The sequence below is a fragment of the Streptomyces sp. NPDC002566 genome, assembly GCF_042889585.1.
GTDB lineage: Bacteria > Actinomycetota > Actinomycetes > Streptomycetales > Streptomycetaceae > Streptomyces.
Genome location: NZ_JBIARD010000004.1, coordinates 386,742 through 410,099 on the forward strand (window position 1 = coordinate 386,742; position 23,358 = coordinate 410,099).

Annotated in this window: 26 protein-coding genes; 8 read left to right on the plus strand and 18 right to left on the minus strand. The window is 71.3% G+C overall.

Annotated elements, in window-relative coordinates; translation table 11 throughout:
- Nucleotides 1-84: 84 nt before the first annotated feature.
- The 5 genes from ACFYXA_RS18885 to ACFYXA_RS18905 all read left to right on the plus strand — a co-directional run bounded on the left by ACFYXA_RS18885 (nucleotide 85) and on the right by ACFYXA_RS18905 (nucleotide 4,968).
- Nucleotides 85-1,050: an SPFH domain-containing protein gene (locus tag ACFYXA_RS18885; RefSeq protein WP_389034086.1), complete on the plus strand. Its 966-nt coding sequence runs from the start codon at nucleotides 85-87 to the stop codon at nucleotides 1,048-1,050.
- Nucleotides 1,047-1,304, plus strand: a complete 258-nt coding sequence (locus ACFYXA_RS18890) for a hypothetical protein (protein ID WP_352246756.1) — start codon at nucleotides 1,047-1,049, stop codon at nucleotides 1,302-1,304. Before ACFYXA_RS18885 ends, ACFYXA_RS18890 begins: the two co-directional genes overlap by 4 nt.
- Before the next feature lie 138 nt (nucleotides 1,305-1,442).
- Nucleotides 1,443-1,967, plus strand: a complete 525-nt coding sequence (locus ACFYXA_RS18895; RefSeq protein ID WP_352246757.1) for a PadR family transcriptional regulator — start codon at nucleotides 1,443-1,445, stop codon at nucleotides 1,965-1,967.
- Nucleotides 1,964-2,653 (plus strand): ABC transporter ATP-binding protein, encoded by a 690-nt coding sequence (locus ACFYXA_RS18900; protein ID WP_351097844.1) that lies wholly within the window; start codon nucleotides 1,964-1,966, stop codon nucleotides 2,651-2,653. Before ACFYXA_RS18895 ends, ACFYXA_RS18900 begins: the two co-directional genes overlap by 4 nt.
- On the plus strand, nucleotides 2,650-4,968 hold the full coding sequence (locus ACFYXA_RS18905) for an FtsX-like permease family protein (RefSeq protein ID WP_352246759.1): 2,319 nt from the start codon (nucleotides 2,650-2,652) through the stop codon (nucleotides 4,966-4,968). The genes ACFYXA_RS18900 and ACFYXA_RS18905 overlap by 4 nt, the downstream gene beginning before the upstream one ends.
- A gap of 63 nt (nucleotides 4,969-5,031) precedes the next feature.
- On the opposite strand, the gene ACFYXA_RS18910 is transcribed toward ACFYXA_RS18905, so the two are convergent.
- The 4 genes from ACFYXA_RS18910 to ACFYXA_RS18925 all read right to left on the minus strand — a co-directional run bounded on the left by ACFYXA_RS18910 (nucleotide 5,032) and on the right by ACFYXA_RS18925 (nucleotide 8,030).
- The gene (locus tag ACFYXA_RS18910) at nucleotides 5,032-5,460 is read right to left on the minus strand and encodes a hypothetical protein (protein ID WP_351097839.1); all 429 of its coding nucleotides are present in this window, start codon (nucleotides 5,458-5,460) and stop codon (nucleotides 5,032-5,034) included.
- Nucleotides 5,461-5,464: 4 nt separating this feature from the next.
- The gene (locus tag ACFYXA_RS18915; RefSeq protein WP_352246761.1) at nucleotides 5,465-5,887 is read right to left on the minus strand and encodes a roadblock/LC7 domain-containing protein; all 423 of its coding nucleotides are present in this window, start codon (nucleotides 5,885-5,887) and stop codon (nucleotides 5,465-5,467) included.
- Nucleotides 5,888-5,953: 66 nt separating this feature from the next.
- Nucleotides 5,954-6,850 carry a MarR family transcriptional regulator gene (locus ACFYXA_RS18920; protein ID WP_389034094.1) on the minus strand — a complete coding sequence of 299 codons (897 nt, stop codon included), beginning with the start codon at nucleotides 6,848-6,850 and terminating at the stop codon, nucleotides 5,954-5,956.
- A gap of 187 nt (nucleotides 6,851-7,037) precedes the next feature.
- The gene (locus ACFYXA_RS18925; RefSeq protein ID WP_389034097.1) at nucleotides 7,038-8,030 is read right to left on the minus strand and encodes a LysR substrate-binding domain-containing protein; all 993 of its coding nucleotides are present in this window, start codon (nucleotides 8,028-8,030) and stop codon (nucleotides 7,038-7,040) included.
- Between the two features lie 133 nt (nucleotides 8,031-8,163).
- Between ACFYXA_RS18925 and ACFYXA_RS18930 the strand changes: the two genes are divergently transcribed.
- Together ACFYXA_RS18930 and ACFYXA_RS18935 are read left to right on the plus strand one after the other, a co-directional pair.
- Entirely contained in the window at nucleotides 8,164-8,718 is a 555-nt protein-coding gene (locus tag ACFYXA_RS18930) for a peroxiredoxin (RefSeq protein ID WP_023547062.1), read from the plus strand.
- 6 nt (nucleotides 8,719-8,724) lie between these two features.
- Nucleotides 8,725-9,258, plus strand: coding sequence for an alkyl hydroperoxide reductase (locus ACFYXA_RS18935; RefSeq protein WP_130441544.1), 534 nt, complete (start codon nucleotides 8,725-8,727; stop codon nucleotides 9,256-9,258).
- Between the two features lie 97 nt (nucleotides 9,259-9,355).
- On the opposite strand, the gene ACFYXA_RS18940 is transcribed toward ACFYXA_RS18935, so the two are convergent.
- From ACFYXA_RS18940 to ACFYXA_RS18970, 7 genes are all read right to left on the minus strand, one after another.
- A complete protein-coding gene (locus tag ACFYXA_RS18940; RefSeq protein ID WP_352246765.1) occupies nucleotides 9,356-10,669 on the minus strand; it encodes an AI-2E family transporter in 1,314 nt (437 codons plus the stop codon).
- A 158-nt stretch (nucleotides 10,670-10,827) separates the two neighbouring features.
- On the minus strand, nucleotides 10,828-11,562 hold the full coding sequence (locus ACFYXA_RS18945) for a transglycosylase SLT domain-containing protein (protein WP_389034102.1): 735 nt from the start codon (nucleotides 11,560-11,562) through the stop codon (nucleotides 10,828-10,830).
- A gap of 61 nt (nucleotides 11,563-11,623) precedes the next feature.
- Nucleotides 11,624-12,307 carry a transglycosylase SLT domain-containing protein gene (locus ACFYXA_RS18950; protein ID WP_352246767.1) on the minus strand — a complete coding sequence of 228 codons (684 nt, stop codon included), beginning with the start codon at nucleotides 12,305-12,307 and terminating at the stop codon, nucleotides 11,624-11,626.
- Nucleotides 12,308-12,724: 417 nt separating this feature from the next.
- Complete coding sequence (locus ACFYXA_RS18955; protein WP_130441536.1) at nucleotides 12,725-14,050, minus strand: PhoH family protein; 1,326 nt, start codon at nucleotides 14,048-14,050, stop codon at nucleotides 12,725-12,727.
- Nucleotides 14,051-14,413: 363 nt separating this feature from the next.
- Nucleotides 14,414-15,187 carry an isoprenyl transferase gene (locus tag ACFYXA_RS18960; protein WP_130441532.1) on the minus strand — a complete coding sequence of 258 codons (774 nt, stop codon included), beginning with the start codon at nucleotides 15,185-15,187 and terminating at the stop codon, nucleotides 14,414-14,416.
- An 896-nt stretch (nucleotides 15,188-16,083) separates the two neighbouring features.
- Complete coding sequence (locus tag ACFYXA_RS18965) at nucleotides 16,084-16,893, minus strand: methyltransferase domain-containing protein (RefSeq protein ID WP_352246768.1); 810 nt, start codon at nucleotides 16,891-16,893, stop codon at nucleotides 16,084-16,086.
- Between the two features lies 1 nt (nucleotide 16,894).
- Entirely contained in the window at nucleotides 16,895-17,770 is an 876-nt protein-coding gene (locus tag ACFYXA_RS18970; RefSeq protein ID WP_352246769.1) for an LLM class flavin-dependent oxidoreductase, read from the minus strand.
- 66 nt (nucleotides 17,771-17,836) lie between these two features.
- Here ACFYXA_RS18970 and ACFYXA_RS18975 point away from each other — a divergent pair, with 66 nt between their 5' ends.
- The gene (locus ACFYXA_RS18975) at nucleotides 17,837-18,214 is read left to right on the plus strand and encodes a DUF192 domain-containing protein (RefSeq protein ID WP_389034109.1); all 378 of its coding nucleotides are present in this window, start codon (nucleotides 17,837-17,839) and stop codon (nucleotides 18,212-18,214) included.
- On the opposite strand, the gene ACFYXA_RS18980 is transcribed toward ACFYXA_RS18975, so the two are convergent.
- The 7 genes from ACFYXA_RS18980 to ACFYXA_RS19010 all read right to left on the minus strand — a co-directional run bounded on the left by ACFYXA_RS18980 (nucleotide 18,189) and on the right by ACFYXA_RS19010 (nucleotide 23,356).
- Nucleotides 18,189-18,803: an OmpA family protein gene (locus tag ACFYXA_RS18980; RefSeq protein WP_352246771.1), complete on the minus strand. Its 615-nt coding sequence runs from the start codon at nucleotides 18,801-18,803 to the stop codon at nucleotides 18,189-18,191. The two genes, ACFYXA_RS18975 and ACFYXA_RS18980, sit on opposite strands and share 26 nt — an antisense overlap.
- A gap of 7 nt (nucleotides 18,804-18,810) precedes the next feature.
- A complete protein-coding gene (locus ACFYXA_RS18985; RefSeq protein ID WP_389034113.1) occupies nucleotides 18,811-19,395 on the minus strand; it encodes a hypothetical protein in 585 nt (194 codons plus the stop codon).
- A 16-nt stretch (nucleotides 19,396-19,411) separates the two neighbouring features.
- A complete protein-coding gene (locus ACFYXA_RS18990; protein ID WP_389035067.1) occupies nucleotides 19,412-20,008 on the minus strand; it encodes a pilus assembly protein TadG-related protein in 597 nt (198 codons plus the stop codon).
- Complete coding sequence (locus ACFYXA_RS18995) at nucleotides 20,005-20,235, minus strand: Flp family type IVb pilin (RefSeq protein ID WP_389034116.1); 231 nt, start codon at nucleotides 20,233-20,235, stop codon at nucleotides 20,005-20,007. Before ACFYXA_RS18995 ends, ACFYXA_RS18990 begins: the two co-directional genes overlap by 4 nt.
- A 114-nt stretch (nucleotides 20,236-20,349) precedes the next feature.
- Nucleotides 20,350-21,114 carry a response regulator gene (locus ACFYXA_RS19000; RefSeq protein ID WP_389034119.1) on the minus strand — a complete coding sequence of 255 codons (765 nt, stop codon included), beginning with the start codon at nucleotides 21,112-21,114 and terminating at the stop codon, nucleotides 20,350-20,352.
- A gap of 14 nt (nucleotides 21,115-21,128) precedes the next feature.
- On the minus strand, nucleotides 21,129-22,457 hold the full coding sequence (locus tag ACFYXA_RS19005) for a sensor histidine kinase (protein WP_389034122.1): 1,329 nt from the start codon (nucleotides 22,455-22,457) through the stop codon (nucleotides 21,129-21,131).
- 11 nt (nucleotides 22,458-22,468) lie between these two features.
- On the minus strand, nucleotides 22,469-23,356 hold the full coding sequence (locus ACFYXA_RS19010; RefSeq protein WP_352246776.1) for a DUF5936 domain-containing protein: 888 nt from the start codon (nucleotides 23,354-23,356) through the stop codon (nucleotides 22,469-22,471).
- Nucleotides 23,357-23,358 lie beyond the last annotated feature (2 nt).

A 23,358-nucleotide genomic window follows, 5' to 3' on the forward strand; every position in this document is an offset into this window, starting at 1 on the left:
GAAAGGGGTTCAGGGTTGCCATCCCGAGGTAAAGTGATATCACTTAGCTAGAACGAAGCTGAGTTCGAGAAACGGGGGACCCCCATGACCGCGCACGACCCGTCCACGGCAGACCCGTCGGCCGTCCGCCCGTCGGACACCGTCGACGCGCCCGCGATGCCCGCCCCGCGCGTGCACGAGTTCCCGGCGCGCAGCGTCGGCGGCGGGCTGGCCCTGCTCACCGGCCTGCTGGGGCTGCTGGCCGGCGTCGCGCTGATCCTGGCCGGCGCGGCCATGACCGTGACCGCCGCCAAGGCCGGGCTGATCGTCGGCGGCGTCGTGGTGGCGCTGGCCTCCTTCATAGCGATGTGCGGGCTGAACATGGTCGCGCCGGGCGAGGCCCGGGTGGTGCAGCTCTTCGGCCGCTACCGGGGGACGATCCGCGAGGACGGACTGCGCTGGGTGAACCCCTTCACCTCCCGCGAGAGGATCTCCACCCGGGTGCGCAACCACGAGACCTCGGTGCTGAAGGTGAACGACGCCTACGGCAACCCGATCGAGCTCGCCGCGGTCGTGGTGTGGAACGTGCAGGACACCGCCCAGGCCAGCTTCGAGGTGGACGACTTCCTGGAGTTCGTCGCCACCCAGACCGAGGCCGCCGTCCGGCACATCGCCATCGAGTACCCCTACGACGCCCATGACGAGAGCGAGCTCTCGCTGCGGGGCAACGCCGAGGAGATCACCGAGAAGCTCGCCGTCGAGCTCCACGCGCGCGTGGAGGCGGCCGGCGTGCGGATCATCGAGTCCCGCTTCACCCACCTCGCCTACGCCCCGGAGATCGCCTCCGCGATGCTCCAGCGGCAGCAGGCGGGCGCGGTGGTCGCGGCCCGGCGGGAGATCGTGGACGGCGCGGTCGGCATGGTGGAGGCGGCGCTCCAGCGGATCGCCGAGCAGGACATCGTGGAACTCGACGAGGAGCGCAAGGCGGCGATGGTGTCCAACCTGATGGTGGTGCTCTGCGGGGACCGGGCGCCCCAGCCCGTGCTCAACACCGGGACGCTCTACCAGTGACCCCGCCCGAAGAGGGGACGTCCCCTCGGCGTCGGCCGCAGCAGCGCAAGCAGGTGCTGCTGCGGCTGGACCCGCTGGTGTACGAGGCCCTGGCCCGGTGGGCCGGGGACGAACTGCGGTCCGCCAACGCGCAGATCGAGTTCCTGCTGCGCCGCGCCCTCGCCGAGGCCGGGAGGCTGCCGCGCGACACCGGGCCGATCCCGCGCCGCGGACGGCCGCCCGGGAGCCCGCCCCCCGGTCCTCCACCGACCTGAACGCCCCGGGGCGCACCCGCGGCGGCGCTGTAGCGAAACGGTGACAACCCCTTCCCACCTGCGCACTCGCACACCGCGCCACCGTCTCCGCACACCGTGTATACATCGCGGGTATACACCGCATGTACAGTCCTGACCATGTCCATCGGTCACACGCTCCTCGGACTCCTGGAGTCCGGGCCCCGCCATGGCTACGACCTGAAGCGGGCCTTCGACGAGAAGTTCGGTCACGACCGGCCGCTCCACTACGGCCAGGTCTACTCGACGATGTCGCGGCTGCTGAAGAACGGCCTCGTGGAGGTCGACGGCATCGAGGCGGGCGGCGGCCCCGAGCGCAAGCGCTACGCCATCACCGACGCCGGCATCACCGACGTGCAGCGGTGGCTGGCGACCCCGGAGAAGCCGGAGGAATACCTCCAGTCGACCCTCTACACCAAGGTCGTCCTGGCCCTGCTCACCCGGCGCGACGCCACCGAGATCCTCGACGCCCAACGCTCCGAGCATCTGCGCAGCATGCGGATCCTCACCGACCGCAAACGCAAGGGCGACCTGGCCGACCAGTTGATCTGCGACCACGCCCTGTTCCACCTGGAAGCCGATCTGCGCTGGCTGGAGCTCACCGCCGCGCGCCTCGACAAGCTCCGAGAGGCGGTGACCGCGTGAACGCTCCCGCGGGCTCCCTGCTGGCCGCACACGACCTGCGCAAGGCGTACGGGCCGACCCTGGCGCTGGACGGCGCCGAGTTCTCCATCCACCCCGGCGAGGTCGTCGCCGTGATGGGCCCCTCCGGGTCCGGCAAGTCCACCCTGCTGCACTGCCTCGCCGGGATCGTCACACCCGACTCGGGCTCGATCCTCTACGACGGGCAGGAGCTGGCGACGATGAACGACACCCGGCGCAGCGCCCTCAGGCGCTCGGAGTTCGGGTTCGTGTTCCAGTTCGGCCAGCTGGTGCCGGAGCTGACCTGCGTGGAGAACGTGGCGCTGCCGCTCAGGCTGAACGGCACCTCCCGCAAGCAGGCCGAGCGCGCCGCGCTGGCCTGGATGGAGCGGCTGGAGGTCGACGACCTCGCCAGGAAGCGGCCCGGCGAGGTGTCCGGCGGCCAGGGGCAGCGCGTCGCCGTGGCCCGCTCGCTGGTCACGAACCCCCGGGTGGTGTTCGCCGACGAGCCGACCGGCGCGCTGGACTCCCTCAACGGCGAACGCGTGATGGAACTGCTCACCGAGGCGGCCCGGTCGACCAACGCCGCCGTGGTGCTGGTGACGCACGAGGCCCGGGTGGCGGCCTACTCCGACCGCGAGATCGTCGTACGGGACGGGAAGTCGCGGGACATGGAGCGGGCGATATGAGACGTCGCCTGTGGGTGTCGGACCTGGGCATGGGGGCCAGGTTCGCCTTCGCCGGCGGGCGGGAGGGGTGGGCGCGGATGCTGCTCACCGCCGTCGGCGTGGGACTCGGAGTGGCGCTGCTGCTGCTCACCACCGCGATCCCCAACGCTCTGGCCGTACGGCAGGAGCGGGAGGAGGCGCGCACCGACGTCACGTTCAACAACCCGAAGATACCCAGGTCGGACGCCACGCTGCTGGTCGCCGACGTCCCCACGACCTTCCGCGAGAAGGAGGTGCGCGGGCGTGAGGTGCAGCCGGAGGGGCCGCGGGCGCCGGTGCCGCCGGGGCTCTCGCGGCTGCCGGGTGTGGGCGAGATGGTGGTCTCCCCGGCGCTGAAGCGGCTGCTGGAGTCGGACGACGGGAAGCTGCTGCGGGAGCGGCTGCCGGACCGGATCGTCGGCACCATCGGCGAGTCTGGACTGATCGGCTCGCAGGAGTTCGCGTACTTCCGGGGTGTGGACCACCTCGTGATCACCGACGAGACCTACCGGATCGCCCGCATCGACCGGTTCGGCGACCCGGATCCGACCCCGCAGAGCATGGACCCCATCCTGGTCCTGCTGACCCTCGTGGTCTTCCTGGTGCTGCTGATGCCGGTGGCCGTCTTCATCGCCGCCGCCGTGCGGTTCGGCGGCGAGCGCCGCGACCGGCGGCTCGCGGCCCTGCGGCTGGTGGGCTCCGACAGCGGGATGACCCGGAGGATGGCCGCGGGCGAGGCGATGGCCGGCGCCGTGGTGGGCCTCGTCTTCGGCACGGTGTTCTTCCTGATCGGACGGCAGGCCGCCGGGTCCATGGAACTGCTCGACGTGAGCGTGTTCCCCAGCTATCTGGACCCCTCCCCCGCGCTGGCCCTGCTGGTCGCGGTCGCGGTCCCGGCCGCCGCCGTGCTGGTCACGCTGTTCGCGCTGCGGGGCGTGGTGATCGAGCCGCTCGGCGTGGTGCGCACGGCGAAGCCGCCGCGCCGCCGGCTGTGGTGGCGGCTGCTGGTGCCGCTGGCCGGGGTCGGGCTGCTCTACCCGATGATCGGAAAGGGCCGCGGCAACGGGGACTTCAACCAGTACCTGGTCTCCGGTGGCGTGCTGCTGCTGCTCGTCGGCGTGACCGCGCTGCTGCCGTGGATCGTGGAGGCGGTCGTCGCCCGGCTCGGCGCGGGCGGCCTCGCCTGGCAACTGGCGATCCGCAGGCTCCAGTTGAGCAGCGGGACGGCCGCCCGCATGGTGAACGGCATCGCGGTCGCGGTGGCGGGCGCCATCGCCCTGCAGATGCTGTTCACCGGGGTGGAGGGCCAGTACACCGAGGAGACCGGGAACGACCTCTCCCGGGCGCAGATGCAGGTGTGGCTGCCGAAGGGGACGGCCCTGGCCGGTACGGCGGCGGCGTTCGACGCGACCGAGGGGGTGCGGAAGGTCAACGTCTTCGGTGAGGCCTACGTCAACGACCGGCGCAGGGACGCCGAGGAGCTGACCCAGATCACCGTCGCCGACTGCGCCACCCTGCGCTCGGTGGCCTCGATCCCCTCCTGCCGCGACGGCGACTCCTTCCTTGTCGAGGGCGGCGACTACGGGTCCGCCACGCCCGCGGTGTCGAAGCCCGGCACGCGCCTGTGGTTCGACGACGGCCAGGCCAGCCCGTACGGCTGGACGGTGCCGGCGGGCATCGAGCGGGTGCGTCCGGTCACCGACCCGACGGGGCAGCTGCGCGGCGGCTTTCTGCTGACGCCCGCCGCGCTGCCCGCGGGGTCCGAGCGTGCGGTGTCCGTGCAGGTCTACCTCTCGCTCGACGACAAGGTGGCCGACGCGGCCGAGTACGTGCGGAACACGGCCGGGCGGATCGACCCGATCGGCGAGGCCTCGATGTGGACGGACGAGGAGCGGTCGGAGACCTTCGACAAGATCCGTACCGGCCTTCTGGTCGGCGCCACCTGTGTGCTGGCGCTGATCGGGGCGAGCCTGCTGGTGTCGCAGCTGGAGCAGTTGCGGGAGCGGCGCAAGCTGCTGTCCTCGCTGGTCGCCTTCGGCACCCGGCGGCGCACGCTGAGCCTGTCGGTGCTGTGGCAGACGGCGATCCCGATCGGGCTGGGCCTGCTGCTGGCCTCGCTGGTGGGGATCACGCTGGGCACGGTGCTGCTGATGATGACGGACACGCCGGTGAGCGTGGACTGGGCGAGCGTGCTGTCCATGACCGGCATCGGCGCGGCCGTCGTGCTGGCGGTGACGCTGCTCAGCCTGCCGCCGCTGGTGCGGCTGATGCGGCCGGAGGGCCTGCGCACGGAGTGAGCGCCGGCCCGTGGGCACCGGCGACGGCCCCTTCCCCGCCCGGGGAGGGGGCCGTCGTCCGTCTCAGAGGCTGTACTCCTTCACCACGCGCCGCACCTGGGCGAACAGCATCCCCACGTTGACCGACTTGCGGCAGACGACCACCGCGACGACGTCCTGCTGCTCGTTCATCCTCACGAACAGGTGGGTGAGGTTCTCGCTGTTGACGAGGATCTCCTGGAAGAAGTGGTTGTCGCCGGTGCTCCCGCGACGCTCCTTGAAGACGTCCTCGATCATCACCACCGTCCGGCCCTGGAACAGGTCGAGGGTCGCGCCCGCGAGCAGGTCGAGGACCTCCGGCGGGTGGTTGTCGACGGTCTCGTAGGACAGCAGCATGCCGGTCGACATGTCGACGACGCCCGAGGCGAGGCAGTCGGGGGCATCCGTGCGCAACGACTTGACCAGGCCCATCACCTGGTCGGAGAAACCGGGGGTCATACGCTTCGTCGCCATCCTTTCAGACTCCTTCGGCTGCCTTGTGGGGCTGCGCGAACGGGGTGGGCTCCGGGGCCCGGTCGGTGAGGATCAGGTCGATGCGGCGCAGGGCCGGCTGGGTCGCCCGATGCAGGCGCTCCACGTCCATGCCCTCGTCGCCGAGGACGACCATGAGCGCGGTGTCGCCGACCGCGTAGAACGCGGCGCAGCCGTGGCTGCCGTAGGTCACCGTGCGGTCGAGGGAACCGCGGGAGGTGGCCTCGGCGGTGCGGCGGGCGAGGCCGAGGCCGGCCGCGGCGAGGGCGGCGAGGCCGTCGGGGTCGATGGAGTCCGCGGTGTCGGCGGCGATGAGCAGGCCGTCGGCCGCCGCGACCGCGGTGTCGGTGATGCCGCTCACCTGCTCGCGCAGGCCGCGCATCTCCCGCGCGAGGGCTTGGTGGTCCATGGGTGGAACTCCCTTGTCTGTGTTCGCATATGACCGTCTGTCGTCTGTCGCGTACCTGCGGGGGGCCTATTTCGTGGTCGGGTTGCGCAGCCGGAAGAACTCCTTCCAGCCCGTCCCGCCGCGTTCGCCGCCGATCGCCTCGGTGATGCCGCTGGCGCCGGGACGGCGGCGGGGCAGCGCGGCCGGTTCGGGAGGACGGGCCTGAGCGGGTGCGGGCGGGGGCGGTGCGGGTTCGCGGGGGCGGACGGGCTGTCCGCCGGGTGGGAGCCGGACCGGGATCGGCGCGGGTGTGCGAGGGCACTCCAGGAGTCCCTCCCCGAGCATCCGGGCCACCTCCACGGTGACGGTGTACACCCCGCGCCCGGTGAGGAAGGCCAGGTCACGGGAGGTGCGGCGGCCGTCGGCGTGCAGGAGCAGCTCCCGTTGCAGCGGGCCGAGCCGGGTGGCGTCGTACGACGGCAGGGCTGGCGCGGGGCGTTCCCGCTCGGGGCGCACCGGACACGGGAGCGCGAGGAGTGCGTTGACCTTGCGTGCCGCGTCCTGGAGCAGCCGGGTGGGCGGTTCACCGACGGGGATGGCGGCGGGCGGGCTGCCGTCGCCGGGGCCGCGCTCGCAGTCGTCGACGATGCCCGCGACGAGCGCGAACACGGCGTCCTGGAGGGCCATCACGCAGACGACGCGGAGCTGGGCGGCGCCGGTGCGGCCCTGGGCGATGAGCTGGGCGGCCGGCCAGCGCGATCCGCCGGACTCGCGGACCAGATCGGCCCACTCCTCGCCGCCGATCCGGCCTGAGCGCAGCAACAGCGCGTCCGGTCCCGGAGCGCCCGGCGACTCGACGGCGACGACCAGTCCGCCGCGCAGGTGGACCGTGCCGCCGGGTGAGCCGGACACCCGCACCTCGCCGGTGAAGCCGTCACGCCCGCACGCGGCCAGTTCGCGTGCCAGCAGCTCGTAGCCCGACATCACTCCCCTTGGCCTGTCGCACATACGCCTGACGCGTAGCACTGAGGAGGGAAGGTGTATCAGGGCGGGCGGATGTTCCAGTGGCGGATTCCCCAGCTGCCCCCAGGGTGAGAGAAGTTGACCGTTCGGGTTCTCGCAGGGCGCTCAATTCACCGGATCGGGCGCTCGGTTGACCAGGTGTGAGCGGTCAGCCGCCGGCCCCGAGAACCCGTACGGGCAGCGGCCGCAACGCCTCGCGCAGGGCGTCGGCCAGCTCCGTGTACTCGGCCCGGCGCGCGGCGCCCGCGCGCATGGCGAGGGCGACGCGCCGGGTGGGGGCGGGGTCGGCGAAGCGGCCGGTGCGCAACTGGGTGCTGCGGCTGGTCTCGACCGTGACGGCGGTGCGCGGCAGCAGGGTGCAGCCCAGGCCGCCGGCGACGAGCTGGACGAGCGTGGAGAGCCCGGCGGCGGTGGTGGTGACCGGCGCTCCCTCCTGGCCGGCCTCACGGCAGACGTCCAGGGCCTGGTCGCGCAGGCAGTGCCCCTCGTCCAGGAGCAGCAGGTTCAGCTCCTTGAGTGCCTCGCGGGCGATGCCGTCCCGGCCGCCGAGCGGATGCCCCAGGGGCGTGACGAGCACGAAGTCCTCGTCGAACAAGGGGAGTTCCACCGTGCCGGGGACGCCGAGGGGCACGGCGAGGAGCAGCAGGTCGAGCCGGCCGGTGTGCAGCCCGTCGACGAGGCTGGCGGTCTGCTCCTCGTGGACCTGGAGGTCGAGGCGCGGATAGCGCTCGTGGACCAGGCGCAGGACGGTGGGCAGGAGGTACGGCGCCACGGTGGGGATGACGCCGAGGCGCAGCGCCCCGGTGAAGGGCGCCCGTACCGCCTCGGCCTCCTCCATCAGCGCGCCGACCTCCGCCAGCACCGCCCTGGCCCGTACGGCGAGCCGCTCGCCGGCCGGGGAGAGCAGTACCTTGCGCGTCGTACGCTCCAGGAGGGTCACGCCGAGTGCCTCCTCCAGCGCGGCGACGGCGCCGGACAGGGCGGGCTGGCTCATGCCGATGGCGGCGGCCGCGTCCCGGAAGTGCAGATGGTCGGCGACGGCCGCGAAGGCGCGCAACTGGGCGAGACTGGGGAGCCGCCGCTTGGCTCCGACGCCCACGCCGACGCCGGCACTCTTGGGATTCAGGTCACCCACGGTCACTGATAGCCACCTCCGATCAACCCGACCGAGTGTAGCGATTTCTCTAATCAATGCACCCTGTGCCAGAGTCGCACTCGTCCAACCCATGAGAAGCGTCCGCGATCCGGACGCTTCTTCGCTGCAAGGAGAGCGTGTGCTCACTGTTGGTGACAAGTTCCCCGAGTTCGAACTGACGGCCTGTGTCTCCCTGGAGAAGGGCAAGGAGTTCGAGCAGATCCACCACAAGTCCTACGAGGGCAAGTGGCTGGTGGTCTTCGCATGGCCCAAGGACTTCACCTTCGTCTGCCCGACCGAGATCGCCGCGTTCGGCAAGCTGAACGACGAGTTCGCCGACCGCGACGCGCAGATTCTCGGCTTCTCCGGTGACTCCGAGTTCGTCCACCACGCCTGGCGCAAGGACCACCCGGACCTGACGGACCTGCCGTTCCCGATGATGGCCGACTCCAAGCACGAGCTGATGCGGGACCTGGGCATCGAGGGCGAGGACGGCTTCGCGCAGCGCGCCGTGTTCGTCGTGGACCCCAACCGCGAGATCCAGTTCACGATGGTCACCGCGGGCTCCGTCGGCCGTAACCCCAAGGAGGTCCTGCGGGTCCTGGACGCCCTGCAGACCGACGAGCTGTGCCCCTGCAACTGGTCCAAGGGCGAGGACACCCTCGACCCGGTCGCGCTGCTGGCCGGGGAGTGATCTGACATGTCCCTCGACACCCTGAAGTCGCGCGTCCCGGACTACGCCAAGGACCTCAAGCTCAACCTGGGCTCGGTCATCGGCAACTCCGACCTTCCCGCGCAGCAGCTGTGGGGCACGGTGCTGGCGACGGCGATCGCCTCCCGCTCCCCCATCGTCCTGCGCGAGCTGGAGCCGGAGGCCAAGGCGAACCTGTCGCCGGAGGCTTACACGGCCGCCAAGTCCGCCGCCGCGGTGATGGCGATGAACAACGTCTTCTACCGCACCCGGCACCTGCTGTCCGACCACGAGTACGGCAACCTGCGGGCCGGTCTGCGGATGAACGTCATCGGCAACCCCGGGGTCGACAAGGTCGACTTCGAGCTGTGGTCGTTCGCCGTGTCCGCGATCAACGGCTGCGGGATGTGCCTGGACTCGCACGAGCAGGTGCTGCGCAAGGCCGGCGTCGAGCGTGAGGTCATCCAGGAGGCGTTCAAGATCGCCTCGGTGATCCAGGCGGTCGGCGTGACGCTGGACGCGGAGTCGATTCTCTCCGAGTAACCGCGCCACGCGCCTCGGGCCCCGTTCACCTGTGGTGGGCGGGGCCCGTCGTCGTACCGGGGCTCCGCCCCCGGACCCCCGGCCTGTGCCGTCGCCGTTACGACGACGACTCCTCCGAGGCGGGCGGGCTCACCGGCGCCGCGTCCAGGGCCGTCGCCCCCCGCGGCCGCGGAGCCGTCCGCACCGCCGCCTCCCGCGAGTACGCGTGCAGATACGACACCACCGTGTTCGACACCGCCACCAGCGGCACCGCCACCACCGCCCCGCCGATCCCCGCGACCATCCCGCCGGAGGCCACCGCGAGGACCACCGCCAGCGGATGCACCCGCACCGCCCGCCCGAGGATGAACGGCTGGAGGATGTGCCCCTCGATCTGCTGCACCGCCAGCACCACGGCCAGCGTCATCACCGCGGTGAACACACCCTGCGTCACCAGCGCCACCACCACCGCCAGCGCGCCGGAGGCGACCGCGCCGACGAGCGGGATGAAGGAGAACAGGAAGATGAAGACGGCGAGCGGGACCGCCATGGGCACGTCGAGGAAGTAGATGCCGAGGCCGATGAAGATGGCGTCGATCAGCGCGACGACCACCGTGCCGCGCACGTACGCCGTCAGCGTCGCCCACGCGCGCGGGCCCGCGCCGGCCACGCCGGGCCGCGCCGCCGCGGGCACCAGCTTCAGCGTCCACTCCCAGATGCGCTTGCCGTCGTAGAGCAGGAACAGCGTCGAGAAGAACGCCAGCAGGATGCCGGTGAGCGCCTCGACGACGACGGTGACGCCCTCCAGGCCCGCCGAGGTGATCTGCTCGGTGTTCGCGCCGATGGCGTCCCGCAGGTTCTGGGCGATGCCGTTGATCTGCTTGTCGGTGACGTGGAAGGGGCTGTTGAGCAGCCAGCGGCGCAGGTCGTCGATGCCGTCCTGGACCTGGTCGGAGAGGTTGTCGATGTTCTCCATGACCTGCCAGGTCACGAACCAGCCCATCAGGCCGATGATGACGAACCCGAGGATGGCGGTCAGCGCGGTGGCGAGCCCCTGGGGGACGCCCTTCCGCCGCAGCCGGGCGACCGTGGGCTGCAGCAGCGCCGTCAGCAGCAGCGCCACCACGAAGGCCAGTACGACGAGTTGGACCGCGCTGATCACCTTCATCAGCACCCAGACGGTGCCCGCCAGCACCAGCAGCCGCCAGCCGGCCTCGGCCGCGACCCGCACCCCCCACGGCACGACGTGGGCGGGGTCGGGGCGTTGGACGTGCGGCGGCAGTTCCTCGGGGAGCGCCTGGACGATGTCCGGCAGCGGCGGCTCGATGCCGTCGTCCTTCCGCTCGGCCTCGGCGCGGCGCTGGTCGAGCCGCTCGCCCATCTCGCTCAGACCCGTGCCCAGTCGGCCAAGCCACCCTGGCAGTCGCGACATGTCCGTCCTCTTCCCCCGTCTCTCCCTCACCGGTTCCCCCCCTCCGGGTGACCTGATGTCGCCCTGGAGTCGTCGGCTTCGACCGTACAGGGCGACAGCCCCTCACCCGGGGACGGGGAGGGGCTGTCGAAGGAGTCGCGGCCGGGCGCGGGGCGGGCTCAGTAGGAGCCGTTGGCCTGCCAGAACGCCCAGGCGTCACAGGGACTGCCGTAGCGGTCGTTCATGTAGTTCAGGCCCCACTTGATCTGCGTGGCCGGATTGGTCCGCCAGTCGGCGCCCACCGACGACATCTTGGAGCCGGGGTAGGCCTGGACGAGGCCGTAGGCGCCCGAAGAGGGGTTGACGGCCCGGTAGTTCCAGGTGGACTCGTGGTCCACGATGTTGCTGAAGCACTGGAACTGGCCGCTGGGCACGATCTGCCGGGCGATGGCCTGCACTTCGGAGACCGAGTACGACGACTGCTGCGGGAAGTTCGCGCTGCTGCCGCCCGTGACGGCGCTCTCGGTCGTGGCCTGGGCCGACTTGGCCTGGAGCTCCGCGCGCTCCTTGGTTTCCTGCGCGGCCTTGTCGGCCTTCGCCTTGTCCGCGGCGGCCTTCTGCTTGGCCACCGCGTCCTCGGCGGCCTGCTTGCGGGCCGCCTCCTCCGCCGACTTGCGGGCGGTGGAGTCCGCGGCGATGGCCTGGGCGTCCGCCTGCTCGGTCAGCGAGGCGGTCTGCACCTGCGCCTGTGCGCCTACAGGTAAGTCGGCGAGGAGAGCGGAGCCGCTCGCCTTGGTCTCGGCCTCGTCGCCGGGCTGTCCGGTGTTGGCCTGGGCCACGCCCATGACCGCGCCGACAGTGGTGACCGCGGTGGCCGACACCACGGCGAATCCTCTGGCCGGTATCCGGCTCACACGTTTTCCTTACCTCTGGGCGTCAGATGGAAGTGGTGCGCGCGGCCGGGGCCGCCGGTGCTCAGTACCAGTGGTTCGCCTGCCAGAACGACCAGGCCTCGCACGGGCTGCCGTAGCGGTCGTTCATGTAGTTCAGGCCCCACTTGATCTGCGTGGCCGGGTTGGTCCGCCAGTCGGCGCCCGCAGACGAGTACTTGGACGCCGGCAGGGCCTGGAACAGGCCGTAGGAGCCGGAGGAGGGGTTGACCGCGTCGATCTTCCAGTCGGACTCGTGGTCCACGATGTTGCTGAAGCACTGGAACTGGCCGCTGGGGACCATCTGCCGTGCCATCGCCTGGATCTGCTCGACGCTGTAGTGGCTGAGGACGGGGAAGTCGGAGGCGCTGCGGCTGGCGGCGGCCTTGAGCTCCGCGCGCTTCTTGGCGTCCTTGGCCGCCTTCTCGGCGGCTTCCTTCTTCGCGACGGCGGTCTTGGCGGCGGCCTTGCGAGCGGCTTCCTCGGCGCCCTTCTTGGCGCTCTCGTCCGCGGCGATCGCCTGGACGCTGGCCTGCTCCGTCAGGGACGTCGTCTGGACGGTGGCCTGGAGGCCGACCGGCACATCCGCGAGGAGCGTGGCCTCGCCCGCCGTCGCCTCTGCGTCGTTGGCCTGCGCGGTGCTGCCCGAGGCAACGCCGACGACGCTTCCGACAGCGGTGACCGCCGTGGCCGAGGCCACTGCGAATCCCCGGACCGAGATCCGGCTCACACGGTTTTCCTTCCAGCAGCGCCCGCCGCGGTGACCCTGGCGGACGCAATCGTGCCCCTGGCGCTGGCCTCCCAACTGCGGGGTCACGGAGGCGCGGGCCCGGTGGTCGACTCCCTTGCGGGAGAGCCGTGTGATGCTCGGGCGGCATACGACGCGGATATGGAGTTGAAGGTGGTGCTTCGATGCTGTGGACCGCTGGGGGTACACGTGTGTCGTATGCGGGGCCTGACAGGAATGAGACTTTGCCGTAACCGGACGCCGCGAGGCAATTCCGAGTTGCGTGTGAAAGCTCACACCCCGTTTGGCCCCGGGAATTTCAGGGTTCGGCCACACATGGAGGCGCCGCCCGGCTAGGCTCACGGCCTTTGCCGGACGGCGCCAACTGCCGTACGGGCCCCGTAAAACGGGGTGAGCGGGTCAGATCTGCACGTCCTCCAGCATTTCGGTCACGAGTGCCGCGATCTGGGACCTCTCGGACCGGCTCAGGGTGACGTGCGCGAAGAGCGGATGCCCCTTCAGTTTCTCCACCACGGCGACGACACCGTCGTAGCGGCCGACCCTCAGGTTGTCCCGCTGCGCCACGTCATGGGTCAGAACGACCCGCGAGTTGGCGCCGATCCGGGACAGAACGGTCAACAGCACGTTCCGTTCCAGGGATTGGGCCTCGTCCACGATGACGAACGCGTCGTGGAGCGAGCGGCCGCGGATGTGGGTCAGCGGCAGGACCTCCAGCATGCCGCGGGCGGTGACCTCCTCGATGACCTCGCGGGAGGCGACGGCCGACAGCGTGTCGAACACCGCCTGCGCCCAGGGGCCCATCTTCTCGGCCTCGGTGCCCGGCAGATAGCCCAGGTCCTGCCCGCCCACCGCGTACAGCGGACGGAAGACCATCACCTTCTGGTGCTGACGGCGCTCCAGCACCGCCTCGAGACCCGCGCACAGCGCCAGCGCCGACTTGCCGGTGCCGGCCCGGCCGCCCATCGACAGGATGCCGACGTCCGGGTCGAGCAGCAGGTCCAGCGCGATCCGCTGCTCGGCGCTGCGGCCCTTGATGCCGAACGCCTCCCGGTCGCCGCGCACGAGGCGGACGTTGCCGTCGGGCGTGACCCGGCCCAGTGCCTTGCCGCGTTCTGACTGGATGGTCAGACCGGTGTGCACGGGGAGGTCGGCGGCCTCCGGGACGTAGACGCGGCCTTCCTCGAAGAGGATGTCCACCTGCTCGCCGGACAGGCTCAGTTCGGACATCCCGGTCCAGCCGGAGGCGTCCGTGATGGCGAGTTCGGCGCGGTACTCCTCCGCCAGCAGGCCGACCGAGGACGCCTTGATCCTCAGGGGGAGGTCCTTCGACACGACGGTGACGTCGAACCCCTCGGCCTGCAGGTTGCGCGCGACCGCGAGGATGCGTGAGTCGTTGTCCCCCAGGCGGTAGCCGGTGGGCAGCACGCTGGGGTCCGAGTGGTTGAGCTCGACACGGATGGTCCCGCCCAGGTCCCCGATGGGGATGGGGGCGTCGAGGCGTCCATGCTGCACCCGGTAGTCGTCCAGCAGGCGCAGGGCCTGCCGGGCGAAGTAGCCGAGTTCGGGATGGTGCCGCTTGGCCTCCAGCTCCGTGACCACGACGATGGGGAGCACGACCTCGTGCTCGTCGAATCGGGTCAGGGCGTTCGGGTCGGCCAGCAGGACGCTGGTGTCGAGAACGTAGGTGCGCCGGTCGGGCTTGTGGCGCTTTGTGCTGGTCACCACGGAAGGACGTACCCCCTCGGATGAGGTCGGGGAGCGACGGAGTGGAACTGGGCCGGAAGTCGGCCGTCTGCACGGGCCGAGAACCGGCCCTCCGCTGCGTCCGTGCGGACCGCACGGTCGGGCTGGTGCAAGGGGCCTCCCGGGCGGACGGCCCCGTGCCGTCCGCTGAGATCCGACACCCGTGGTTCGGGCGTCGACCTGGTTGGCTTATTCCCTCGAACACACGCCGCCATGCCACGGCATATGACGGCGCACCGGTGAACTCCGCGTTACTTCTGCCCCGAACGGGGTACTCGAACGGCCCAGTGGGCCGCGTGTGACCGCTCCACGGCGCTGAAACGCGCCCCTGCCCGTGTCCGGTTGTCAGCCGCCGTAGCGGCGGTGGCGCGCGGCGTAGTCACGCATGGCGCGCAGGAAGTCGACCTTGCGGAAGGCCGGCCAGAAGACCTCGCAGAAGAAGTACTCCGAGTGGGCCGTCTGCCACAGCATGAACCCGGACAGCCGCTGCTCGCCGCTGGTGCGGATCACCAGGTCGGGGTCGGGCTGCGCCTTGGTGTAGAGGTGGCGGCCGATCATGTCGACGGTGACGGAGTCGGCGAGCTCCTCCATCGGGACGCCCTTGTCGTGGGCGTCGAGGATCATCGAGCGCACGGCGTCGGCGATCTCCTGGCGGCCGCCGTAGCCGATGGCGACGTTGACCAGTATCCCGTCCTTGTCGGCGGTGCTCTCCTCGGCTTCCTTCAGGGTGCGCTGCATGCCGGCCGGGAGCAGGTCCAGGGTGCCCACGTGGTGGACGCGCCAGCGGCCGTCGGCGGCGAGGGTGCGCACGACGTCCTCGATGATGCCGAGGAGCGGTACGAGTTCCTCCTTGGCGCGGTCGAAGTTGTCCGTGGACAGCAGCCAGAGGGTGACCACCTCGACGTCGGTCTCGGAGCACCAGCCGAGGAACTCCTCGATCTTCTCGGCGCCCGCCCGGTGGCCGTGCACGGTGGTGGAGCCGGCGGCCTTCGCCCAGCGGCGGTTGCCGTCCATGATGACGCCGATGTGCTTGGGCACCTGAGCGTGGTCCAGGTGGCCTTCCACCCGGCGCGCGTACAGCCTCACCAACAGGCCGCGCAGCTTGTCGCGCAGGTTCACGTGATTGTCAGCCCCTCCGTGCGGTGGCGGTCCCCGCGAGGCGCAGCCTACCTCTCCGGGAGCGGTCGGGTGCGAGCGGGGTGGGGTGCTCGGGCGCTTGCTTCGGTCGAGTCACCCGGATGCGGGCAGAAAAACGGGCCGGTCCGTGGGGGGGGAGACGGACCGGCCCGAGGGGGGGTTCCCACCATAACCCTTCGTGAGGGATGCCGCGTGCATCGGCGCACCACAATTACTCTCCGAAATCGCGCGGCGACGGGGCGATGGTCGCCCGGAGGCAGGCATTCGGGTGAATCATGGCCGGAAAACGGCGGATTCGCAGGCGAACCAGGTCGCACACGGTGGAAGTGGAGGCGTTGAGGCCACTTCACCTCGCGGCGGGTCGCCGCGCCCGGGGTCCCTCCGACGGGCTACCCCGGACACGTGCGTCCCCTTGACGCCGACGGCACCGCGCGGCCCCCTCCTCCGCGCGGTGACGCCCGCGCAGCTTTGCTCACGCGAATGGCCTGAAACTGAACTTACGTGAGGCGGGAAGCAGATGCGAGCTGTTCGCGATAACAATGTGGAAACCGCGTGGAGATGAGGGTCACTCTGCTGCGGAGTGACATGGAATGTCCGATTCCGCGCCGGGGTGCGGGCCTTGGGGGCGGCCCTCTTCGCGGCGTTGCAGCGGCAGGGAGCCTTGAAGGTCGCGGAGGCTGCGGGTGGCGCGCGGGCTGCCGGGCGGTGGGCGGCGGATGCACGGCGAGCGGGCAAGCGGTTTCGGCGGCGGTTCCCGGCCGTACCGGCCGGGGTGCGGACACGAACCCGCTTCCCGATCGAGAACTACGTTGTCTCAATGGGTTGTTGATGTCTGGTCAGCAATGACCAGGATGGCGGCGGACCGCCTCCCCTCCCGGTCAGCGGGACGGCTTGCGCGCCTCGACGAGGTGACGGGTGCTGTGGGCGACGAACGGGCCCTCGGACTCGATCCGTTCGTGCAGCGCGCGCAGCCGGGACTCGTGGCCCGCCACGGTGAAGCCCGGCACCATCCACACCACCTTGCGCAGGAAGTGGACGACGGCGGCGATGTCGTGGAACTCGACACGCAGCCGCTCCGCCCGCAGGTCGACGATCTCCAGGCCGGCGGCCTCGGCGTCGGCGCGCTCGCGGTCGGGGTGGCGGGCGGAGCTGACCTCGTCCGGCAGGGGGCCGAGGAAGTGCTCGACGAGTTCGAAGACGCTGCGCGGGCCCACGTGCTGCGCGAAGTAGGTGCCGCCCGGCTGGAGGACCCGGGTGATCTCCGCCCACGGCGGCCGTACCGGATGCCGGCTGGAGACCAGGTCGAAGGCGTCGTCGGCGAAGGGCAGGGGCGCGTCCTCGGGGACGGCGACGACCGCGACGCCGCGCGGCCGGAGCAGGGCGGTGGCCTTGGCCACGTTCGCCGGCCAGCCCTCGGTGGCGACGGTGAGGACCGGGGCCCTGGGGGCGGCACGGCCGAGGGCGAAGTCCAGGACCTCCCCTCCGCCCGTGTCCAGGTCGAGCGCCGCGCTCGCGAGGGCCAGCCGTCCCGCCAGCGACACGGCGTACCCCCAGGAGGGCCGCGCCTCGGTGGCCCGCCCCTCGAACCAGGAGAAGTCCCACCCCTCGGTGGGCACGGCGGCGCCTTCGGCGACGAGGTCCTCGAAGGTGCGCCCGGCGGCGGCTCTCTCCCCGTGAGTGTGCGTCATGTCACTTCACCAGCGGTCGTACGGCGTCCCCGGCGAACCGGACGAAACCCTCGGGGTCGGGTTCGTCGGCCGTCGGGAGGAGGACGACGGTGTCGGCGCCGGCGTCGGCGAACCGCTGGACGGTCTCCGCGACCGTGGCCGCGTCGCCGGCGACGCCCAGCCCGGGGGCGCCGGTGAGGCCGGTCGCGGCCAGTTCGCGGTTCAGGCGCGCGGAGGCGTCGGGGCCGGTGGCGGTGGTGAGGTAGACGACGATCCGGTGGTGTCCGTCGTCCCGGCCGGCCGCCGACCTGCCCTCCTCGATGATCCGGCGGGCCTCGCGCACGCCGTCCGGCGAGAAGGACTCGTTGAGGACGGTGCCGTCGGCGACCTCGCCGGACAGCCGCAGGGTGTGCGGGCCGATGCCGCCCACCAGCACCTCGGCGCCGCTCTGCGGGGGCCAGTCCAGGGCGACGTCGTCCAGCGTCACGTAACGCCCCCCGCTCGTGAGCCGCTCGCCGTTCAGCAGACCGCGCAGGGCGAGGGTGTACTCACGCAGCAGCGTCAGCGGGGACGCGGCACGGACGCCGACCTGGCCCATCCAGTCCTGGACGCCGTGGCCGACGCCGAGGACGACACGGCCCGGGAACATCCGGTGCAGGGTGGCCGCCTCCATCGCGGTGAGCGCGACGTTGCGCAGCGGGGCGGGCAGCAGCCCGACGCCGATGCGGACCCGCTCGGTCCAGGCGAGCGCGGCCGCCGCCGAGGAGATCCCCGCCTCCCGGAAGCAGTCCTCCCACAGCCAGAGCTCGTCCAGCCCGGTACCGTCGGCGAGACGGGCGATCTCGCGCAGCCGTTCGGGCGGCAGTTGGGGTCGGAAGAGGGCGCCGAGTGCGGTCATGATCCTTTCCTATCCGCCGTCCGCCGCGACGACAAGTGCTTTACGGATCCGGTGAGGGAGGGCGCCATGGCGCGCTGGCGTGACGGACGGGGTCATCTGGTCGTGCAGGGGGAGGCGGGGGCGGTCACCGTCCCGCTGGAGATCGCGTCCTCCTACCGCGCCCGCACACGGGGGCTGCTGGGGCGGACGTCCGTGGACGGGGTGCTGCTCCTGTCCCCCGCCAACAGCGTCCACACCTTCCGCATGCGCATCCCCATCGACGTGGCCTACCTGGACCGCGACCTGCGCGTCCTCACGGTGCGCACCATGCCCCCGAACCGCCTGGGCCTGCCCCGCCCACGAGCCCGGCACGTACTGGAGGCGGAGGCCGGTGCGATGGCGGGGTGGGGGATGGGGGCCGGGGTGCGGGTCGAGGTCGTCAGTTCGTCGTGCGGGGGAAGGTGACCTCCACCCGGCGGTTCTTCTTGCGGCCCTCCTCGGTGGAGTTGTCGGAGATGGGGTACTGCTCGCCGTAGCCGCGCACCTCGAAGGTGATGCCCGGGTTGTTCAGGTCGCCGGCGAGTTCCGCCTGTACGGCGTCGGCGCGCTGTTTCGACAGGACGTCGCCGTGGGCGGAGGAGCCCAGGTTGTCGGTGAAGCCGAAGACGCGGACCAGGGTGGTGTTCTGCTTCTTGATCTCGGCGGCGATCGCCGCGACCCGTGCCTTCGCCGCCGCGCCGAGTCGCGCGCTGTCCTTGCCGAACAGGACCTCCGCCTGGAGGGCGAACGTCACGTCCGCGTTGGTGTCCTCGCGCCGCTCGTCACCCGACTCGTCCTCGACGACCTCCTTGATGTCCAGCACCTTGGGCTCGGCGAGGGTGCCGCCCTCGGGCAGCTTGAGGTCCGGGTCGTTGGCGTCGACCTTCACGGGTGCGGCGGCGGTGGGTTCGGTGCCCGGGGGGACGCTGGGCGAGGTGTCGGCGTGCGCGGCGGGAGCCGTGCCGACGATCACCAAGGTGGCCGTGACGACCGCGAGGGTGAGGCGTGGGGTCATGGCGGCCTCACCCGGAGATCTTGACTACCGCGCTGGGGAACAGCGGGAGTTGGAAGGAGACGTCGGCGGTGTCGGCGGGCGGGGCCGGGAACTGGAGGAAGACGTCGATCGATTCGCCGGCCTTGAGGGCCGAGAACCCGGTGGTCGTCAGAGGTCGGCCTTCGGTGTCGCGCAGTACGTAGTAGCGCTTCTTGCTCTTGGAGTCGACGAGGGTCGCGCCGCCCAAGGACAGCCCGTTGTTGATGATCTCGGTTTCGTTGCCGCTCAATTGTTGGGGAATCACGGCCACTTCCGCCCCGTCGTTCTTAAGGGAACCGTTGACGGTGACGAAGCCACCGGAATCCCGTACCGCGGAGGTGATGCGGAGAAGGAGTCCGCTGGGGCCCTTCACCTCGGCGATCGGCGCCTCTGATTGCGCCTCCTGCGGGTTGGGCTTCGATCCTTCGGGCTTGGAGGCGGACTGCGAGGCCTGGGGCTTCTTGTCGCTGCCGTCACCTCCGCTCCCGCACGCGGCCGAGCCCAGGGCGAGCCCCGCGACGACCGCCAGCGCGACCATCCCCCTTCGGGCCTTCGCCGTGCATCGCATGTTCATCACTCCGCTTTCTTCGTCAGCCGTCGGCCAGGTGGACGTCGAACAGGTCCTCGGGCCCGGGCAGGTCGGTCAGGTCCGCCGGGTCCAGCACCCAGTCGACGTCGTCGTCGCACTTGAGCGTGGGCAGTGTGTTGCCCGGCGGGGTCTGGCCGGGTAGGACGAAGTCGCACAGCGGCTCGATCACCGCGACGGCGTCAGCGTGCGCCCGCTTGCCGGCCGTGCCGGGAACGACCGACTCGCCGATGGGCTTGTTCGTGGCCGCCTCGACTCTGTAGCTCAGAGAGCCGTCAAAGACGCATCGGGCCGAAGCGTCGTTCATCGCGGCCAGCTCGACCGCCCGGTCACACTGGTCGCTTCCGCCCTCGCCCTGAAAGATGCCCAGCCACTTCGTCGGGTCGAGAACGGCCAGCGCCCACAGGTCGGCGAGCTCGTCCCTGGTCTCCTGGGCCGCCGCCAGCGCCGCGGCGTCCGCGGCGGTCTGCGCCTCGTTGCGCTTCACCGCCGCCTGACCGACCGCGAAGAACGCGAACGCGACAAAGAGCAGGCCCGCCACCACCGTGATGTAGATGGGGAAGGCCTGCCCTGAGTCGGCGTATCCGCGGCAACGGATCAGGGCGCCACCTTTTCGATCTGCGTCCGGAGCTTGTTGACGATGGTGGCCCCCAGGTTCGTGTTGGCGATCAGCACCACGATCGCCACCACCACCGCGATGATGCCCAGGTACTCGACCGCCGTCTGCCCCCGGTCGCCGCGCCGGCGCATCGCCCGGACCGTCGTGTCGGCCCACCCGCTCACCCGGGTCCTGGCCGCGACGGTGGTCTTCAGCATCAGGTCGCTCATGGCGTTCCTCTCCGTATGAGGCGTTACCGGCACGAGGAACGTAGGGCGAGCGGCGGGAAGAGGGGGAGGGCCCCAGGGCCCAAAGCCGGGCCCAAGTCGTCACCCGGCGGCGCGTCATGTCGTCACCGCCGCGCCCAGCCACTTGGCCGCCGCTTCGGCGCGGCTGCTGCTGTGCAGCTTGGCGAAGATGCGGTTGATGTGGTTCTTGACCGTCTTCTCGCTGATGAAGCAGGCGGCGGCGATCTGCTGGTTGTTCATGCCCGAGGCGATCAGGTCCATGATCTCCGCCTCCCTCCCGCTGAGCCGGAACCCTGTCCGTGACTGTCCCACAGGCGATTGCAGTTGCGAAAGCGGTTCCGTAAAAGTTCCCGAGAATGGGGGGATTGAGTCTACGTCAGCATGTGCAGTCGCACCGGCGCGGAGGTGGGCGAGGGCCGCGGTGGCCGCCGTCGGGGTGAAGTGGGCGCGGCCCCGGCAGGCGTCCCGTACGGCGGAGAGCAGCTCGTCCACGGTGAACTCCCCGTGGACCAGGTAGCCGCCGGCCCCCCGCAGCAGGGCCTCCTGGACGATCCTGTGCTCGTCGCTGTAGGTGAGCATCAGCACCGGGGCGATCGGCGCCAGGTGGGGCAGGACGGAGAGGCCGTCGACGCCGGGCATGCGGACGTCGAGGAGGACGACGTCGGGCCGGTGCCGCAGGGTGGCCTCGTAGGCCTGGCGGCCGTCCGCGGCCTCCGCGACGACGTCGATGTCCTCCCGGTGGTGGAGCAGTGCGGTCAGGCCCGCGCGGACCACCGGGTTGTCGTCCGCCACGACCACACGCACGGGCGTGGGGGCGGTCGTGCGGACGGGTTCCCGGCCGGGCGGCGGCTGGTTCGGCATCGGGCGGCCTCCTCTCATGAGGTGAGCGGGTGGTCGGTCAGGGCGTCGAGCGGGAGCTCCAGGAGGACTTCGGTGCCGAGGGCGTCCGGGCGGGGTCCGATGGTGAGGCGGGCGCCGACGGATGCGGCCCGCTCGGTCATGCCGACGATCCCGAAGTGGCCGTCGGCCCGCAGTCGTTGCAGGTCGGTGTCGGCCGGCAGGCCGCGGCCGTCGTCGAGGACGCCGACGCGGAGGAGGTCGCCGTCCACGCCCGCCCGTACCTGGATGTGGGAGGGGTCTGCGTGGCGGTGGGCGTTCTCCAGGGCTTCCGAGGCGATCGTCAGGAGCTGGCGGGCGACGGCGGGCGGGACGGGGAGGCAGGCGTGGTCGCCCATGGCGTGGTACGTGGTCGGCAGGTCCGTGCGGGCCGCGAAGTCTTGGGTGAGGGTGGCGAGTTCGGCGAGGACGTCGACACCGTGTGCGGGGTCGGATTCCCGGCGCAGGTCGGTGAGGAGTTCGCGGGACTCGGCGGCGGCCCGGCGGGCGGCGCGGGCGACGAGTTCGGCCTGTTGCCGTACCCGCTCGGGGTCGGGGTGCGGCGATGCCGCGGAGTGGGCCAGGCCGTCCGCCGCGAGGGCGACGCCGTGCAGGGTCTTGGCGACGGAGTCGTGCATCTCGCGGGCGAGCCGGGCCCGTTCCGCGGCGACCGCCTCGGTGACGGCGAGCCGGGCCCGGACGGCGGTCAGGGCCTGGGTGGCGGTGCCGAAGCGCAGCATGAGGCCGCGCAGGGTGGATCCCACGGCCCCGGTGATGAGGCAGAAGCCGGGCAGTACGAGTCTTTCGGCGAGGCCGGTGCCCGACTCCCGCTCCAGGGTGGCGTGGACCAGCAGGAGGATCAGCGACTGGAGGGACGCGAAGCAGGCGGCGCCGCGCCAGCCGTAGACGATGCCGGCGAGCAGCGGGGTGCAGACGCTGACGTAGGCGAGCGTGGTGTCGGGGCCGGCGGAGACCAGCAGCAGGGTGCCGAAGAGGGTGTCGACGGCCAGGAGGCTGGGGTGGCGCAGGAGGAGGGGGCCGAAGCGCTCCCAGTCGCGGAAGAGGACGTAGGAGCCCATGAAGGTGATGACGACGGCCGCGCCCACCAGGCGGACGCCCAGGCCGGGGGTGGCGTTGAGGAGCGCCGCCGGGGCGGCCAGGGCGATCATGGCGAGGCGGAAGCCGAAGACCTGCCGGCACATCGCCTGGAGGGCGTTGATCTGGAGGGTGAGCGGCGGGCCGGTGACGGGTTCACGGGGCGCTGCCCGACGTCCGAACAGTGCTCTGAGTCCTCTGTCTTCCCGTCGCGCCGCCGCCGTCATGGCCATCCCCCTCCCCCCTACTCGCCCGTGATCGAGCTGAAGTCGGTGCCGGAGCCGAGCAGCATGCCCGCGCCGAGGAGGAGCATCGTGGCCGGGACCATGAACGTGGTGATCATCAGGGTGGCCTTGGGGACGGCGCGGGCGGCCTTGCGGCGGGCGTTCTGGGCGTCCGTGCGGCGCATGTCCTTGGCGATGGAGACGAGGGTGTCGACGATCGGCGCGCCCAGTTCCTCGCCCTGCTGGAGCGCGGTGACGAACATGGCGACCTGTTCGGAGTCGTTGCGGCGGCGCAGTTCCTGGAAGGCCTCGCGGCGGCTGACGCCGAGGTCCATCTGGCGCAGGGTGATGCGGATCTCGTCCGCCCACGGTCCCTGGTAGCGGGAGGCGACGCGGTCCAGGGCCTGGCGGAAGCCGAGGCCCGCGCTGACGACGACGGCCAGCACGTCGAGGAAGTCGGGCAGGGTGCGTTCGATGGCGTCCTTGCGGACGCGGATCGCGGACCAGATGCCGACCTCGGACCAGAACGCGGCGAAGGCGAACATCAGCAGGGCGATGAGGAAGCTGCCCTGGAGGAGCGCGGCGAGGACGCCGAGGGCGCCGATCGCGCCGTAGACCGCGCGGCGGGCCGCGTAGCGGTCGACGGTGAGTCCGCCGGGGTTGCCGGCGAGGTCGATGCGCCGCCGGTAGCGGGCGACCTGCCGGGGGCCCATGAGCCGCAGGACGGCGGGCGCGTACCGCATGCCCAGGCGGTCGACGAGCGAGCCCACGGCGCCGGTGCGGGTGGAGCCGACCTCCAGGGCCAGGGCGAGGTCGCCGGGGAGTTTCACCTCGGCGCGGTACATGCGGATGCCGGTGAAGACGCCCCATACGGCGACGCCCATGAGGAGTGCGAGCAGGAGATCCATGC

Coding starts and splice junctions, on each gene's coding strand:
- ACFYXA_RS18885 (WP_389034086.1), top strand. CDS start 85: ATGACCGCGCACGACCCGTCCACGGCAGACCCGTCGGCCGTCCGCCCG.
- ACFYXA_RS18895 (WP_352246757.1), top strand. CDS start 1,443: ATGTCCATCGGTCACACGCTCCTCGGACTCCTGGAGTCCGGGCCCCGC.
- ACFYXA_RS18905 (WP_352246759.1), top strand. CDS start 2,650: ATGAGACGTCGCCTGTGGGTGTCGGACCTGGGCATGGGGGCCAGGTTC.
- ACFYXA_RS18910 (WP_351097839.1), bottom strand. CDS start 5,460: ATGGCGACGAAGCGTATGACCCCCGGTTTCTCCGACCAGGTGATGGGC.
- ACFYXA_RS18915 (WP_352246761.1), bottom strand. CDS start 5,887: ATGGACCACCAAGCCCTCGCGCGGGAGATGCGCGGCCTGCGCGAGCAG.
- ACFYXA_RS18920 (WP_389034094.1), bottom strand. CDS start 6,850: ATGTCGGGCTACGAGCTGCTGGCACGCGAACTGGCCGCGTGCGGGCGT.
- ACFYXA_RS18935 (WP_130441544.1), top strand. CDS start 8,725: ATGTCCCTCGACACCCTGAAGTCGCGCGTCCCGGACTACGCCAAGGAC.
- ACFYXA_RS18940 (WP_352246765.1), bottom strand. CDS start 10,669: ATGTCGCGACTGCCAGGGTGGCTTGGCCGACTGGGCACGGGTCTGAGC.
- ACFYXA_RS18965 (WP_352246768.1), bottom strand. CDS start 16,893: ATGACGCACACTCACGGGGAGAGAGCCGCCGCCGGGCGCACCTTCGAG.
- ACFYXA_RS18970 (WP_352246769.1), bottom strand. CDS start 17,770: ATGACCGCACTCGGCGCCCTCTTCCGACCCCAACTGCCGCCCGAACGG.
- ACFYXA_RS18975 (WP_389034109.1), top strand. CDS start 17,837: ATGGCGCGCTGGCGTGACGGACGGGGTCATCTGGTCGTGCAGGGGGAG.
- ACFYXA_RS18980 (WP_352246771.1), bottom strand. CDS start 18,803: ATGACCCCACGCCTCACCCTCGCGGTCGTCACGGCCACCTTGGTGATC.
- ACFYXA_RS18985 (WP_389034113.1), bottom strand. CDS start 19,395: ATGAACATGCGATGCACGGCGAAGGCCCGAAGGGGGATGGTCGCGCTG.
- ACFYXA_RS18995 (WP_389034116.1), bottom strand. CDS start 20,235: ATGAGCGACCTGATGCTGAAGACCACCGTCGCGGCCAGGACCCGGGTG.
- ACFYXA_RS19000 (WP_389034119.1), bottom strand. CDS start 21,114: ATGCCGAACCAGCCGCCGCCCGGCCGGGAACCCGTCCGCACGACCGCC.
- ACFYXA_RS19005 (WP_389034122.1), bottom strand. CDS start 22,457: ATGGCCATGACGGCGGCGGCGCGACGGGAAGACAGAGGACTCAGAGCA.
- ACFYXA_RS19010 (WP_352246776.1), bottom strand. CDS start 23,356: ATGGATCTCCTGCTCGCACTCCTCATGGGCGTCGCCGTATGGGGCGTC.